Here is a 13,868-nt window from a genome sequence, read left to right as displayed (position 1 = left end):
AGCGGCCTTTTATCGACGGTACCCGGCCCCTGCCGGAACCAGTTCTCACCCGTAACAAGGCAGGCCTATGCAGCGGCTTTATCGTAAACGCATCGTCCTGGGCGTCGGCGGCGGCATCGCCGCCTACAAGAGTGCCGAGCTGGTTCGCCGGCTCCGCGACCAGGGTGCCGAAGTCCGCGTCGTCATGACCAGCGGTGGTCGCGAATTCATCACCCCACTGACGCTCCAAGCCCTTTCCGGCCATCCGGTCCATCTGGATCTGCTCGATCCGGCCGCCGAAGCCGCCATGGGACATATCGAACTGGCGCGCTGGGCCGACCTGGTCCTGATCGCGCCTGCCACAGCGGACCTCATGGCGCGTCTGGCGCAGGGCGTCGCCAACGACCTGCTGACCACATTGGTGCTGGCCACCAATGCCCCTATCGTCCTGGCCCCGGCGATGAACCAGGCGATGTGGGCCGATCCCGCGACCCAAGCCAACCGCGTCCTGCTACAGCAGAGAGGTATCCGCCTGTTTGGCCCCGCATCCGGCAGCCAGGCCTGCGGCGATGTCGGGATGGGCCGCATGCTGGAAGCGGACGATCTGGCCCAGGCGGCTGCCGATTGCTTCGAACGCAATGTGTTGACCGGCCTGCATCTGCTGATCACCGCCGGGCCGACGCAGGAAAACATCGACCCGGTGCGCTACATCACCAATCACAGTTCCGGCAAGATGGGTTTCGCCCTGGCCGAAGCGGCCGCCGAAGCCGGTGCTCGCGTCACGCTGGTTGCCGGCCCGGTGTTCCTGCCAACACCTGATCGTGTGCAACGCATCGATGTGGTCAGCGCTCGCGACATGCTCGCTGCCTGCGAATCGGCGATGCCTTGCGACCTGTTCATTGCCGCTGCGGCCGTGGCGGACTATCGCCCGGAAGTAGTCGCACCGCACAAGCTGAAGAAAGACCCCACCAAAGGCGACGGATTGCTTCTGCAGATGGTCCGTAATCCCGATATTCTCGCCACCCTGGCCGGACGTGATGACCGCCCTTTCAGCGTCGGCTTTGCCGCTGAAACCGAGAATTTACTGGATTACGCCACACGCAAACTGCGTGACAAGAACCTCGATCTGATCGTGGCAAACGACGTGGCCAACCCCAGCATCGGTTTCAACAGCGAAGAAAATGCCGTGACGGTCATCGACCGTCAGCAGCACGAAACCCGCTTCAGCCAGGCCAGCAAGGGGCACATTGCCCGTCAGCTGATTGCCTTTATCGCCGACCGCTTTCATCAGGCCTGACCATGCATAAACTCCAAGCAAAAATTCTCGACCCACGCCTCGGGCGCGATTTCCCCCTGCCTGAATATGCCACCAGCGGCTCCGCAGGACTCGATCTGCGCGCGATGCTGAAGACCGAGACAACGCTCGAGCCGGGCCAAACCGTGCTGATTCCCACCGGCCTGTCGATTCATATCGCCGACCCGAACCTGGCGGCGCTGGTATTGCCGCGATCCGGGCTCGGGCACAAGCACGGCATCGTGCTCGGCAATCTGGTCGGCTTGATCGATTCGGACTACCAGGGCGAACTGATGGTGTCCTGCTGGAACCGCGGCCAGACGCCCTTCAATATCGCGGTAGGCGAACGCATCGCGCAGCTGATGTTGGTGCCGGTGATCCAGGCACAATTCGAACTGGTCAAAGAGTTCGACAGCAGTGAGCGTGGCGCCGGCGGCTTCGGCCACTCCGGTAGCCATTGATCCAGATTCGCTTTTTCAGGACGATCGAGGAGCTCCATGAAACTCTTCAAGCGCACCGCCAGGGACGCCGGCGTACTCAACCCCGCCGATACCACATCATCGCCGCGTCGCCGTAGAAACGGTCTAACGACGCTGCTGCCTGGCTTGCTTCCCGGCTTGCTGGGACTCGTCGTTGCTGGTGCGCTGCTCTGGATCGCTCATCAATCCAGCCAGAAACAACACACTACCGAACTGGCCGAGGCCTGGGGCCAGAGCCAGGCCTCGGCAGTCGAGCAGGCGCTGCAGCAGCTCGCAGAGGACACCCAGGCAGCCGCTCAGGACCCTCAATTGCTTGAGGCGCTACGCAGCGAGCAACCTGAACGGATACAAGCAGCCGAGCGTGAACTGGGCTATCGCGACGGCGTGATCGATGCACATATCAACCTCCGCGGCCGGGCCCAACAGAACAGCGGTCGCCCCGGCCCGCTGAACTTCGCCGCACTTGAGCTGTTGCAACGGGCGGAGAACGGCACCCTGCCGTCGCCCGAGGCGTTCAAGGTCGGCAAACAATGGTTGCTGTATAGCGCCGTGGCACTGCGCTCCGGCCCACAACAGCCGGCCGAGGGCACGTTGCTATTGGTGACCAGCCTGGACCGCTTCCTGGCCACACTGCCGAAGTTGCCCGCCAAGGCCGGCCAACTACGACTGGTTCAGCAATTCAGCAACAGCCCCCAACAACTCCTCGCCCAGCGCGGCGGTGCGGGCCTGGAAAGCGAGGCGATCAGCCTGCCTTCGGCCAATCCGAACTGGAAGCTTAGCTTTCTACACGGCGCCGCACTGAGCACCGCGGCGGTGCATCCGCTTATGCCGCTCGCCGCCGCACTGGCAGCGCTCGGCGGCCTTTTGCTGGGCCTGCAACTGGTATTGAGCGCACAGCAGCGGAGGCTTCGCGACGATGTCATGCATTTGGGCCGAATGGTCCAGGAACTCTCCGCCGGCAGAACCATCAAAACACCGACTTTGAGCCTGCCGGCGCTCGACGCGCTAGCCAAGAGCCTGGTCCGCCTGCCGCTGCGAACCGCCGGAACGGTGACAACCAAAGCATCTGCTGCACCGCAGCCTGCAGCTCAGCAACCCCAATCCACCGAGTACATCGACCCTCTGTATCAGGACACCGATATTCTCGACATCGACATTCTCGACGAGGACCAGGACTGGCTTGGCCTCGATCCCAAGGAGCGAGAAACCGCAATGAGTGCCCCTAAAGCCCCGCAACTGCCTGCCAGCATCTTTCGTGCGTACGATATCCGTGGCGTAGTCGGTGACACATTGACCAATGACACCGCCTACTGGATAGGCCGAGCGGTCGGTTCCGAGAGCCTGGCCCAAGGCGAGCCAAATGTGTCGGTCGGCCGCGATGGGCGGTTGTCCGGCCCAGAGCTTGTCCAGCACCTCATCCAGGGCCTTGTCGACAGCGGCTGCAGCGTCAGCGATGTCGGCATGGTGCCGACCCCTGTGCTCTATTACGCGGCCAACGTGCTGGCCGGTAAATCCGGTGTAATGCTCACCGGTAGTCACAACCCGCCGGATTACAACGGGTTCAAGATCGTCATCGCCGGCGACACCCTGGCCAACGAGCAGATCCAGGCCCTGCGCCAGCGCATCGAGACCAACGACCTGAGCGAAGGTGTCGGCCAGGCCGAGCAGGTCGACGTGCTGGAGAGCTATTTCAAGCGTATCCGCAACGACATCGCCTTGGCCAAGCCGCTCAGGGTGGTGGTTGATTGCGGTAATGGCGTCGCTGGCGTGATCGCTCCACAGCTGATCGAAGCCTTGGGTTGCTCGGTTATCCCGCTGTTCTGCGAGGTCGACGGCAACTTCCCCAACCATCACCCCGACCCGGGCAAGCTGGAAAATCTCGAAGACCTGATTGCCAAGGTCAAGTCCGAGAACGCCGACCTCGGCCTGGCCTTCGATGGCGACGGCGACCGTGTCGGCGTGGTGACAAATGCTGGCACCGTGGTCTTCCCTGATCGGCTGCTGATGCTGTTCGCCAAGGACGTAGTCTCACGCAACCCCGGCGCCGACATCATTTTCGACGTCAAGTGCACGCGCCGCCTGACGCCACTGATCAGCGGCTACGGTGGGCGTCCGGTGATGTGGAAAACCGGCCATTCGCTGATCAAGAAGAAAATGAAGGAAACCGGCGCCCTGCTCGCGGGCGAGATGAGCGGCCATATCTTCTTCAAGGAGCGCTGGTACGGCTTCGACGACGGTATCTACAGTGCCGTGCGCCTGCTGGAAATTCTCAGCCAGGACAAGCGCAGTGCTGAACAGGTGTTCTCGGCGTTCCCCAACGACCTGTCCACCCCGGAGATCAACATCACCGTCACCGAGGAAAGCAAGTTCACCATCATCGACGCGCTGCACCGCGACGCCCATTGGGGCGAAGCCAATATCACCACGCTCGACGGCGTGCGTGTCGACTATCCCAAAGGCTGGGGACTGGTTCGCGCCTCCAACACCACACCGGTGCTGGTGCTGCGTTTCGAGGCCGAAAACGAGGAGGAGCTCAAACGCATACAGGAAGTCTTCCGCGCCCAGCTTTATACTGTCGCGCCAGACCTCACCCTGCCGTTCTGACCCACGGAGCCCTGCATGACCCTCAGCCGTGAAGCCGCCACCCAATTCGCCCAGGTTCTATCCGAAGCATTGCCCTATATTCGCCGCTTCGTCGGCAAGACGCTGGTCATCAAGTACGGCGGCAATGCGATGGAAAGCGAGGAGCTGAAAACCGGCTTCGCCCGCGACATCGTGCTAATGAAGGCGGTGGGCATCAATCCAGTGGTGGTGCACGGCGGTGGACCACAGATCGGCGATCTGCTCAAGCGATTGGACATCGAAAGCCATTTCATCGACGGCATGCGGGTGACCGATAGCCAGACCATGGATGTGGTGGAGATGGTCCTGGGCGGGCAAGTCAACAAGAGTATCGTCAGCCTGATCAACCAGCATGGCGGCAGCGCCATCGGACTGACCGGTAAAGACGCCAAGCTGATCCGCGCGAAGAAACTCAAGGCCACGCGGCAGACACCAGAGATGACATCGCCGGAAATCATCGATATCGGTCACGTAGGCGAAGTCACCGGAGTCAACACCGAGCTGCTGGAGATGCTGGTTCATGGCAACTTCATTCCGGTGATCGCCCCGATCGGCGTCGGCCCCGATGGCGAGTCGTACAACATCAACGCCGACCTGGTAGCTGGCAAGGTGGCCGAAGCACTAAGAGCCGAAAAGCTAATGCTGCTGACCAACATCGCCGGCCTGATGGACAAGCAGGGCCACGTGCTGACCGGGCTGACTACGACACAAGTGGACGAACTGATCGCCGACGGCACCATTTATGGCGGCATGCTGCCCAAGATTCGCTGCGCTCTGGAAGCGGTTCAGGGCGGCGTACACAGCGCCCATATCATCGACGGCCGCGTACCCAACGCGGTGCTACTGGAGATCTTCACCGACATAGGTGTCGGCACACTGATCACCAACCGCAAGTAGCATTCGGACCCCCAATAAAAAACCCAGCCTTTTGAGACGCTGGGTTTTTAACCTTTACCGGCCGAGATTTACTCCGGCTGCCCGAGCAGCTCGCCGAGCCGCTGCCGTTCTTTGGCGAAGCTGACCTCAGCCTGTTTGCGGGCCTGCTTGTAGCGATCGATATCGCGCCGCAGACTAGCCTGCTCCTTGTTGAGGTTGTCAATTTGCGTCAGCAGCTGTTTAGGCAATTCCCGACCGGCGCGTTCGTGGTTCGCGGCCTGGCTCTGCAGGTTGGCCTGCTGGTCGCGCAATGACTGCAAATTGCCATGCGTTATACCGATTACGCTGTCGAGCTCCGACAGCTTTCGCGCCTTGGCACGCTCGACATCCTCGACACTGGCATACAGACGCAGCAGCTGAGCATCCGAGCTGGCACGCGCCTTTGCCTCAAGCAAGCGCTGACGTTCTTCAGGCGTAGGTGCAGGCGGTACCACCCTGGTCACACGGCCCTGGTCATTGAGCACCTCATAACCCTTGCCGATATGCTGGGGAGGAACGCCCTGACGATTGAGCACCACCACACCCTGGTCATCGACATAGCGATACAGGTCAGCTTGCGCAACCGCCGCTCCCAGCAAGCCCAACAGCAACAGTGCGCGGCTCCCTCTCTGCATACTCCAGCCTCTTCCGTACTCGGTGCGTTCGGCAAAGCCATTCGAAACGCCTGATTCTTTTTAATATCCGAAGGGCCTCAGCTTATACAAACCCCGTCACACTTGTGCAGCAATAAGCACACCAACTGAGCGCCCAACCTGTTTGGCGCGCCGTTCTGTCGAGGTTGCGCAATTCGCAACGGCGCGGATACGGAGACCAGAACGAAACGCTCTCCACAGGCTTCGAGCTAGAAGACCGAACGGGGAAGCGTCCGCATCAACACAACCTTGTGGGATACCGTCGCAATTCGTCAGTTGCTGACAAAAGCAGGCCAGCTGATTGGGTGTCAGCCCACAGAGATCACATGGCCGAAATTTTTCGCGGCCCATGGCTGATTGAGGCAGGGCTTAGATCCCGTACTGATCGCGATACGCCTCAACCGCCGGCAGATGCTGCTTGAGCTGTGCGTCCTGAGCCAGAAAGTCCAGCACCTGAGCCAACGAAACAATGCTCACCACAGGCATCCCATAGTCCTGTTCAACTTCTTGAATTGCCGACAACTCGCCCTGACCACGCTCCTGCCGATTGAGCGCGATCAGCACGCCAGCCGCTTCCGCACCTTGGGCACGAATGATCTGCATGACCTCACGGATCGCCGTGCCCGCGGTAATCACATCATCGACTATCAACACGCGACCAGTGAGCGGCGAGCCCACCAGGGTGCCGCCTTCGCCATGATCCTTGGCCTCCTTGCGGTTGAAGCACCAGGGTAGATCGCGCTGGTGATGCTCGGCCAGGGAGATCGCCGTTGCTGCCGCCAGTGGAATACCCTTATAGGCCGGGCCGAAGATCACGTCGAAATCGATGCCACTATCGACCACAGCGGCCGCATAAAAGCGACCCAGTTGAGCCAGCGCCGAACCGGTATTGAACAAACCGGCGTTGAAGAAATAGGGGCTGGTGCGCCCCGATTTTAAAGTGAACTCACCGAAGCGCAGAACCCCGCGTTCGATGGCGAAGCGAATGAAGTCGCGCTGGTACGCCTGCATGAAGAATATTCCCGAAAGACACTGGCTTAGCTAATTGCGAAGAGCTTGGGTTATCATACACGCACGTGTTTTTAGGGGCCATTTATGCGGATCATCAGCGTCAACGTGAATGGCATTCAAGCGGCGGCTCAGCGGGGTCTTCTCAGCTGGCTGCAAGCGCAGAATGCCGATGTCATCTGCCTGCAGGATACCCGCGCCTCCGTAGTAGAACTCGACGATCCGGCCTACCAGCTCGATGGATATTTTCTCTACACCGTAGACGCCGAGATCCCGGAACAGGGTGGCGTTGCGCTGTATTCCCGACTGCAGCCAAAGGCCGTAATCATGGGGCTCGGCTTCGAAACTGCCGACCGCTACGGCCGCTACCTCCAGGCCGACTTCGACAAGGTGAGCATCGCCAGCCTGCTGCTGCCAACCGGTCGCGGTGGCGATGAAGACCTGAACCAGAAATTCAAGTTCATGGACGATTTCGCCCACTACCTGGACAAACAACGCCGCAAGCGCCGCGAGTACATCTACTGCGGCTCGCTGTACGTGGCCCATCAAAAGTTGGACGTGAAGAACTGGCGCGACTGTCAGCAGGCCACCGGTTTCCTGGCTCCCGAGCGCGCTTGGCTTGATGAGATATTCGGCAACATGGGTTATATAGACGCCCTGCGTGAAGCCAGTCGGGAGGGCGACCTCTACAGCTGGTGGCCGGACACCGAGCAAGCGCAGATGCTCAATCTGGGCTGGCGCTTCGATTACCAGATACTCACCTCAGGTATGCGCCGCTTCGTGCGTAACGCCCGCCTACCCCGTCAGCCGCGCTTTTCCCAGCACGCTCCGCTGGTGGTGGATTACGACTGGACCCTGAGTCTTTAAGACAGGCCGCCCGCCCGACTTTCGTGACCTACAGCCAGACGCCAGCGATCATTTGACGATCCGCCAGCAAAACGGGTAGCGATAAGGTTTGCCTTCATTGGCACGGATGCCCGCGATCACCACCAGCACCAACGCCACCACACTGATCAATGCCATCAGCGGAAAACCGATCAAGATCCAGGCCAGCACGCCGCAAATCATCAGCAGAATGCTGAAGGTGATCTGGAAGTTCAGCGCTTCCTTACCTTGCTCGTCGACGAAGGGATCCAAGTCCTTCTTCAGTTGCCAGACGATCAGCGGCCCTAGCACGTTGCCGATCATCGGCACCAGAAACCAGAAGAACGCCGAGTAATGACAGAACATTGCCCATTGCCGCGCCTGCGATGACGGTTGGGGAATCAGTTCCTGATCAGACATGGCGTTCTCCTTCGGATCAATCGGCGAGCGCGGCCAGCTGCAGCGCGAACAACTCTTTCATGCCGTCTTGCGCGAGCGCGAGCATGGCGTTGAGCTCTTCCGGCTGGAACGGCGCGCCTTCAGCAGTGCCCTGCACCTCGATGAAACCACCGGCACTGGTCATCACCACGTTCAGGTCGGTTTCGGCTGCCGAATCCTCCAGATAATCCAGATCGAGCACTGGCTCGCCCTGGTAGATGCCCACCGAAACCGCGGCAACCATTTGTTTGAGCGGATCGCCGCCTTTCAGTCCACCACGTTTCTTCAAGAGTTTCAGCGCATCGACCAGCGCTACCATCGCGCCGGTAATCGAGGCGGTGCGGGTGCCGCCGTCAGCCTGTATCACATCGCAATCGATGTAGATCGTGTTCTCGCCCAACTTGCTCATATCCAACGATGCACGCAACGAGCGCCCGATCAGGCGTTGAATTTCCAGGGTACGGCCGCCCTGCTTGCCGCGACTGGCTTCCCGCTGGTTACGTTCGCCCGTGGCGCGGGGCAGCATGCCGTATTCGGCAGTCAACCAGCCCTGTCCCTGCCCCTTGAGAAAGCGCGGTACGCCATTTTCGATGCTGGCGGTGCAGATCACCTTGGTATCACCGAACTCCACCAGCACCGACCCCTCGGCATGCTTGGTGTAGTTGCGAGTGATGCGGATCGAACGCAGCTGGTCGGCGGCGCGGCCACTGGGTCGTTTCATGAGGCTTATCCTGCTTCTGGGGAATGAATAAGGGCCATTATAGAGCGCTCGACCAACAATAAGGGCCATCGCCGAGCCATTCCGCACCTCGCATTCACGCAGGAGCCCCTTACCCCATCGGGTCCGGCGACAACGGGAGACGATGTACGGACGCCAATATCCAGTTTTTCCTTTACAATCCTTCGCCTTTCGCACCGCACCGAGGGGTTACCCAATGATCCACAGCATGACCGCCTTCGCACGCGCCGAGCAGGCCGGCGACCACGGCACCCTCAGCTGGGAGATCCGCTCGGTGAACCACCGCTATCTGGAGCCGCATCTGCGCCTGCCAGAGGCCTTCCGGGACCTGGAGGGCCTGGTCCGCGAGGCATTGCGTAAAGGGTTATCGCGCGGCAAGGTCGAATGCACGCTGCGCTTTGCCGAGGATGCCGGGGGACGCTCGATGCAGGTGGACAGCCAGCGCGCCACTCAGTTGATAGCAGCGGCGGAGAGCATCGCGGCATTGATCAAACAGCCCGCGCCACTCAACCCGCTGGAAATAATGTCCTGGCCGGGCGTATTGGTCGGTGACTCGGCCGATCCTCAGGCACTCAACAGCGCCGCCCTACAGCTGTTCCACGCCACGCTGGCGGAGCTGAAGAACGGACGCCAGCGCGAGGGCGAAGAACTGGCCCGACTGATCAACGAGCGCCTCGACGCAATAACCGAAGACACCGCCACGCTACGCACACAAGTCCCACAGATGCTTGCCGCTCAGCGCCAAAAAATTCTCGATCGCTGCGCCGAAATGCGCGTCGAACTGGACCCGCAACGACTCGAGCAGGAACTGGTGCTGCTCGCACAGAAAAGTGACGTCGCCGAAGAGTTGGATCGCCTCAGCACGCACGTTAGCGAAGTGCGGCGAGTACTGAAATCCGGCGGCGCCGCCGGTCGGCGTCTGGACTTCCTCATGCAGGAACTCAACCGTGAGGCCAACACCCTTGGTTCCAAGGCGTTCGACACGCGCAGCACCCAAGCAGCGGTGAGCTTGAAAGTGCTTATCGAGCAGATGCGCGAGCAGGTCCAGAACATCGAATAGCAACTACGCTTGGCCTTGAGTGACGGATAGCCCGCCAGGCATACCTCAGCAATCGTACAGAGAACCCCATGTCAGCCTCCACCGGTACGCTCTACATCGTTTCCGCGCCTTCCGGGGCCGGCAAGACCAGCCTGGTCAAGGCCCTGCTCGATGCGCAACCGCAGGTCCGAGTCTCGGTTTCACACACCACTCGCCCCATGCGCCCGGGTGAGGTGGATGGCGTCAACTACCATTTCGTCAGCCGTGCAGATTTCCTAGAACGCTTGGAGCACGGCGAATTTCTCGAACACGCCGAAGTTTTCGGCAACCTCTACGGCACCTCGCAGCGCTGGCTCGAGCAGACGCTGAGTGAAGGTTACGATTTGATCTTGGAAATCGACTGGCAGGGCGCCCAGCAGGTCCGTCGACTGATGCCACAGGCCAAGTCGATCTTCATCCTTCCGCCTACCCAGGAAGCGCTGCGTCAGCGCCTGACCAACCGCGGCCAGGACAGCGACGAGGTGATCGAGAAACGCATGCGCGAGGCGGTCAGCGAAATGACCCATTACGTCGAGTACGACTACCTCGTGATCAATGACGACTTTGCTCACGCCCTGATAGATCTGCAGGCGATCTTCCGCGCCAATCAGCTGCGGCAAGCGCCGCAACAGCAGCGTTTTTGCGGCCTGCTGGAAGAATTACTGGCCTGAGGCAGGCGCAGTGGCCGGCCGCAATAGCCGGCTACGCGAGCGCTGGCGAGGGTTGGCTGCGCATCAGCTCGGGTGCGGAAACGTTTTACCACTTCCCTAATGGCTGGTGATTTTTTAGACTATCCCGTCCGCTCGCCCATTCGGGCATGCTTTACCGTTATTGATGAGGAACACCATGGCCCGCGTTACCGTTGAAGACTGTCTGGACAACGTAGATAACCGCTTCGAGCTGGTCATGCTCGCCACCAAGCGCTCGCGTCAGCTGGCTACTGGCGGCAAGGAGCCTAAAGTGGCTTGGGAAAATGACAAGCCGACCGTGGTCGCGCTACGTGAAATCGCTTCCGGTCTAGTGGATTACGACGTCATCGCCCAGGACGACATCGTCGACGACGAGCCATTGTTCGTGCAGTACGAGGAAGAGTCCAACGAGGCCCTCTGATTAATGCCAGGTCGAAGTCGAACCGCAAGCACAGCGCCCAGCCGGCAAGGAGCAATCCCTTGCCAGCCATAGACGCTCTTGCCGATCGCCTATCGACCTACCTCGGCGCAGACCAGGTCAACCAGGTGCGCCGAGCCTATTTTTACGCCGAGCAGGCCCACGATGGGCAGCGCCGGCGCAGCGGTGAAGCCTACGTCACCCACCCCCTCGCGGTAGCCAACATCCTCGCGGACATGCACATGGATCATCAGAGCCTGATGGCCGCGATGCTGCATGACGTCATCGAGGACACCGGCATTGCCAAGGAGGCGCTGACCGCGCAGTTTGGCGAGACTGTCGCCGAATTGGTGGACGGGGTCAGCAAGCTGACCCAGATGAAGTTCGAAACCAAGGCCGAGGCTCAAGCCGAGAACTTCCAGAAGATGGCCATGGCCATGGCGCGCGATATTCGCGTGATCCTGGTCAAACTCGCCGACCGCCTGCACAACATGCGCACCCTTGAGGTACTCGCCGGAGAGAAACGCCGCCGCATCGCCAAGGAAACCTTGGAAATCTACGCGCCCATCGCCAACCGGCTGGGGATGCACGCGATGCGTGTCGAGTTCGAAGACCTGGGTTTCAAGGCCATGCACCCGATGCGCTCCGAGCGCATTCGGGCTGCGGTCCGTCGCGCACGGGGCAACCGCAACGAGATCGTGGACAAGATCGAGCAGTCGCTCATTCACTGTCTCGAACGCGACGGCCTGCGAGGTGAAGTGGTCGGGCGCGAGAAGCACCTGTTCAGCATCTACAAAAAGATGCGCGGCAAGCGTAAGGCGTTTAACGAGATCATGGACGTCTACGCCTTCCGCATCGTTGTCGATAAGGTCGATACCTGCTACCGCGTACTCGGCGCGGTGCACAGCCTTTACAAGCCACTGCCCGGCCGGTTCAAGGACTACATCGCGATTCCCAAGGCCAACGGCTATCAGTCCCTGCATACCACGCTGTTCGGCATGCACGGCGTGCCCATCGAAATCCAGATCCGCACCCGCGAAATGGAAGAGATGGCCAATAACGGCATCGCCGCGCACTGGCTGTACAAATCCAACGACGAGGAAGCCCCCAAGGGCACCCATGCCCGCGCACGGCAATGGGTCAAGGGCGTGCTGGAACTGCAGGAGCGGGCCGGCAATTCGCTGGAGTTCATCGAAAGCGTGAAGATTGACCTGTTCCCGGACGAGGTTTATGTCTTCACACCCAAGGGCAGCATCATGGAGCTGCCCAAGGGCTCGACCGCGGTGGACTTCGCCTACGCGGTGCACACCGACGTCGGCAATACCTGCATCGCCTGTCGCGTCAATCGTCGCCTGGCCCCGCTGTCACAAGCTCTGGAGAGCGGCTGTACCGTAGAGATCGTGACCGCGCCGGGCGCACGCCCAAACCCGGCCTGGCTCAACTTCGTGGTCACTGGCAAGGCACGCACGCACATTCGTCACGCGCTCAAGCTGCAGCGCCGCTCTGAGTCGATCAACCTCGGCGAACGACTTTTGAACAAAGCGTTGACCGGCTTCGAAACCAGTCTGCAGAAGGTTTCGCCGGAACGTATCCAGGCCGTGCTCAATGAATACCACATGGATGTCGTCGAAGATCTTCTCGAAGACATTGGGCTGGGCAATCGCATGGCCTACGTCATCGCTCGCCGACTGCTCGCAAGCGAAGGCGAACAGGCGCCAAACGCCGAAGGCCCCCTCGCAATTCGCGGCACCGAAGGTCTGGTACTGAACTACGCCAAGTGTTGCACGCCGATTCCCGGCGACCCGATCGTCGGTCATCTGTCGGCTGGCAAGGGCATGGTGGTGCACCTGGATACTTGCCGGAACATTGCCGATGTTCGGCACAACCCGGACAAATGCATTCAGCTGTCCTGGTCCAAGGACGTCACGGGCGAGTTCAATGTCGAACTGCGCGTCGAGCTGGAGCACCAGCGCGGCCTGATCGCCCTGCTCGCCGGCAGCGTCAACGCTGCAGACGGAAACATCGAGAAGATCGGAATGGATGAGCGCGACGGCCGTATCAGTGTCGTTCAGCTGGTGGTCAGCGTGCATGATCGCGTCCATCTGGCCCGGGTGATTAGGAAGCTGCGGGCGATCAAGGGCGTCATGCGTATCACCCGGATGAAGGCCTAGCGACTCCGTCAGTTCCACGCTCGTCACGGGGCTTTTGCCCGCTCGCTTCAGCCCGTATGCTCTGGGGCCGCATACTTCTATCGGAGCAGCCCATGAGCAAGACCGTGATCAACACCGACAATGCACCCGCCGCGATCGGCACTTATTCCCAGGCGATCAAAGCCGGCAATACCGTCTACATGTCCGGACAGATCCCGCTGGATCCAAAAACCATGGAACTGGTGGAAGGCTTCGAAGCACAGACCGTTCAGGTGTTCGAGAACCTCAAGGCCGTGGCCGAAGCCGCTGGCGGTTCGCTGAAGGACATCGTCAAGCTGAACATATTTCTCACCGATCTCGGCAACTTCGCCACGGTCAACGAAGTCATGAGCCGCTACTTCCAACAGCCTTACCCCGCCCGTGCCGCCATCGGTATCGCTGCGCTGCCCAAGGCGGCCCAAGTCGAGATGGACGCCGTTCTGGTGCTGGAATGACATTGAGCCATTCGACCTAGCCAATCGGACGGGCGCAGGGAGCGCGAC

Annotated in this window: 14 protein-coding genes; 10 read left to right on the top strand and 4 right to left on the bottom strand. The window is 60.6% G+C overall.

Annotation, left to right across the window (positions count from 1 at the left end; genetic code table 11):
• The first annotated feature begins 67 nt into the window (after positions 1-67).
• The 4 genes from coaBC to argB all read left to right on the top strand — a co-directional run bounded on the left by coaBC (position 68) and on the right by argB (position 5,271).
• Positions 68-1,276 carry a bifunctional phosphopantothenoylcysteine decarboxylase/phosphopantothenate--cysteine ligase CoaBC gene (gene coaBC / locus CH92_RS02015; RefSeq protein WP_025240134.1) on the top strand — a complete coding sequence of 403 codons (1,209 nt, stop codon included), beginning with the start codon at positions 68-70 and terminating at the stop codon, positions 1,274-1,276.
• A gap of 2 nt (positions 1,277-1,278) precedes the next feature.
• Positions 1,279-1,734 carry a dUTP diphosphatase gene (dut, locus tag CH92_RS02010; RefSeq protein WP_025240133.1) on the top strand — a complete coding sequence of 152 codons (456 nt, stop codon included), beginning with the start codon at positions 1,279-1,281 and terminating at the stop codon, positions 1,732-1,734.
• A gap of 1,230 nt (positions 1,735-2,964) precedes the next feature.
• Complete coding sequence (gene algC, locus CH92_RS22175; RefSeq protein ID WP_200869657.1) at positions 2,965-4,356, top strand: phosphomannomutase/phosphoglucomutase; 1,392 nt, start codon at positions 2,965-2,967, stop codon at positions 4,354-4,356.
• Positions 4,357-4,371: 15 nt separating this feature from the next.
• Positions 4,372-5,271 carry an acetylglutamate kinase gene (argB, locus tag CH92_RS02000; protein ID WP_025240131.1) on the top strand — a complete coding sequence of 300 codons (900 nt, stop codon included), beginning with the start codon at positions 4,372-4,374 and terminating at the stop codon, positions 5,269-5,271.
• Between the two features lie 68 nt (positions 5,272-5,339).
• Here the strand turns inward: argB and CH92_RS01995 are convergent, their stop codons facing one another.
• Positions 5,340-5,924 carry a DUF4124 domain-containing protein gene (locus CH92_RS01995; RefSeq protein ID WP_025240130.1) on the bottom strand — a complete coding sequence of 195 codons (585 nt, stop codon included), beginning with the start codon at positions 5,922-5,924 and terminating at the stop codon, positions 5,340-5,342.
• A 387-nt stretch (positions 5,925-6,311) separates the two neighbouring features.
• Positions 6,312-6,953 (bottom strand): orotate phosphoribosyltransferase, encoded by a 642-nt coding sequence (gene pyrE / locus CH92_RS01990; RefSeq protein WP_025240129.1) that lies wholly within the window; start codon positions 6,951-6,953, stop codon positions 6,312-6,314.
• A gap of 84 nt (positions 6,954-7,037) precedes the next feature.
• Between pyrE and CH92_RS01985 the strand changes: the two genes are divergently transcribed.
• Entirely contained in the window at positions 7,038-7,817 is a 780-nt protein-coding gene (locus CH92_RS01985) for an exodeoxyribonuclease III (RefSeq protein ID WP_025240128.1), read from the top strand.
• A gap of 48 nt (positions 7,818-7,865) precedes the next feature.
• Here CH92_RS01985 and CH92_RS01980 read toward each other — a convergent pair whose 3' ends face one another.
• Both CH92_RS01980 and rph read right to left on the bottom strand, forming a co-directional pair.
• Positions 7,866-8,234, bottom strand: a complete 369-nt coding sequence (locus CH92_RS01980) for a DUF4870 domain-containing protein (RefSeq protein ID WP_025240127.1) — start codon at positions 8,232-8,234, stop codon at positions 7,866-7,868.
• A gap of 16 nt (positions 8,235-8,250) precedes the next feature.
• Entirely contained in the window at positions 8,251-8,973 is a 723-nt protein-coding gene (gene rph / locus CH92_RS01975; RefSeq protein WP_025240126.1) for a ribonuclease PH, read from the bottom strand.
• A gap of 214 nt (positions 8,974-9,187) precedes the next feature.
• On the opposite strand from rph, the gene CH92_RS01970 reads away from it, so the two are divergent.
• From CH92_RS01970 to CH92_RS01950, 5 genes are all read left to right on the top strand, one after another.
• A complete protein-coding gene (locus CH92_RS01970) occupies positions 9,188-10,051 on the top strand; it encodes a YicC/YloC family endoribonuclease (RefSeq protein ID WP_025240125.1) in 864 nt (287 codons plus the stop codon).
• A gap of 68 nt (positions 10,052-10,119) precedes the next feature.
• Positions 10,120-10,740, top strand: coding sequence for a guanylate kinase (gene gmk / locus CH92_RS01965; protein ID WP_025240124.1), 621 nt, complete (start codon positions 10,120-10,122; stop codon positions 10,738-10,740).
• 175 nt (positions 10,741-10,915) lie between these two features.
• Positions 10,916-11,179 carry a DNA-directed RNA polymerase subunit omega gene (gene rpoZ, locus CH92_RS01960; protein WP_025240123.1) on the top strand — a complete coding sequence of 88 codons (264 nt, stop codon included), beginning with the start codon at positions 10,916-10,918 and terminating at the stop codon, positions 11,177-11,179.
• Between the two features lie 59 nt (positions 11,180-11,238).
• Positions 11,239-13,347 carry a bifunctional GTP diphosphokinase/guanosine-3',5'-bis pyrophosphate 3'-pyrophosphohydrolase gene (spoT, locus tag CH92_RS01955; protein ID WP_025240122.1) on the top strand — a complete coding sequence of 703 codons (2,109 nt, stop codon included), beginning with the start codon at positions 11,239-11,241 and terminating at the stop codon, positions 13,345-13,347.
• Positions 13,348-13,439: 92 nt separating this feature from the next.
• Positions 13,440-13,820 carry a RidA family protein gene (locus CH92_RS01950; protein ID WP_025240121.1) on the top strand — a complete coding sequence of 127 codons (381 nt, stop codon included), beginning with the start codon at positions 13,440-13,442 and terminating at the stop codon, positions 13,818-13,820.
• Positions 13,821-13,868: the final 48 nt, after the last annotated feature.

This window comes from Stutzerimonas stutzeri (assembly GCF_000590475.1).
Taxonomy (GTDB): Bacteria; Pseudomonadota; Gammaproteobacteria; order Pseudomonadales; family Pseudomonadaceae; genus Stutzerimonas; species Stutzerimonas stutzeri_D.
This window is presented reverse-complemented; position numbering and strand designations above follow the sequence as displayed.

Bases quoted from the DNA above. Each gene is read 5' to 3' on its own strand.
- coaBC (WP_025240134.1), top strand. From the start codon at position 68: ATGCAGCGGCTTTATCGTAAACGCATCGTCCTGGGCGTCGGCGGCGGC.
- dut (WP_025240133.1), top strand. From the start codon at position 1,279: ATGCATAAACTCCAAGCAAAAATTCTCGACCCACGCCTCGGGCGCGAT.
- algC (WP_200869657.1), top strand. From the start codon at position 2,965: ATGAGTGCCCCTAAAGCCCCGCAACTGCCTGCCAGCATCTTTCGTGCG.
- argB (WP_025240131.1), top strand. From the start codon at position 4,372: ATGACCCTCAGCCGTGAAGCCGCCACCCAATTCGCCCAGGTTCTATCC.
- CH92_RS01995 (WP_025240130.1), bottom strand. From the start codon at position 5,924: ATGCAGAGAGGGAGCCGCGCACTGTTGCTGTTGGGCTTGCTGGGAGCG.
- pyrE (WP_025240129.1), bottom strand. From the start codon at position 6,953: ATGCAGGCGTACCAGCGCGACTTCATTCGCTTCGCCATCGAACGCGGG.
- CH92_RS01985 (WP_025240128.1), top strand. From the start codon at position 7,038: ATGCGGATCATCAGCGTCAACGTGAATGGCATTCAAGCGGCGGCTCAG.
- CH92_RS01980 (WP_025240127.1), bottom strand. From the start codon at position 8,234: ATGTCTGATCAGGAACTGATTCCCCAACCGTCATCGCAGGCGCGGCAA.
- rph (WP_025240126.1), bottom strand. From the start codon at position 8,973: ATGAAACGACCCAGTGGCCGCGCCGCCGACCAGCTGCGTTCGATCCGC.
- CH92_RS01970 (WP_025240125.1), top strand. From the start codon at position 9,188: ATGATCCACAGCATGACCGCCTTCGCACGCGCCGAGCAGGCCGGCGAC.
- gmk (WP_025240124.1), top strand. From the start codon at position 10,120: ATGTCAGCCTCCACCGGTACGCTCTACATCGTTTCCGCGCCTTCCGGG.
- rpoZ (WP_025240123.1), top strand. From the start codon at position 10,916: ATGGCCCGCGTTACCGTTGAAGACTGTCTGGACAACGTAGATAACCGC.
- CH92_RS01950 (WP_025240121.1), top strand. From the start codon at position 13,440: ATGAGCAAGACCGTGATCAACACCGACAATGCACCCGCCGCGATCGGC.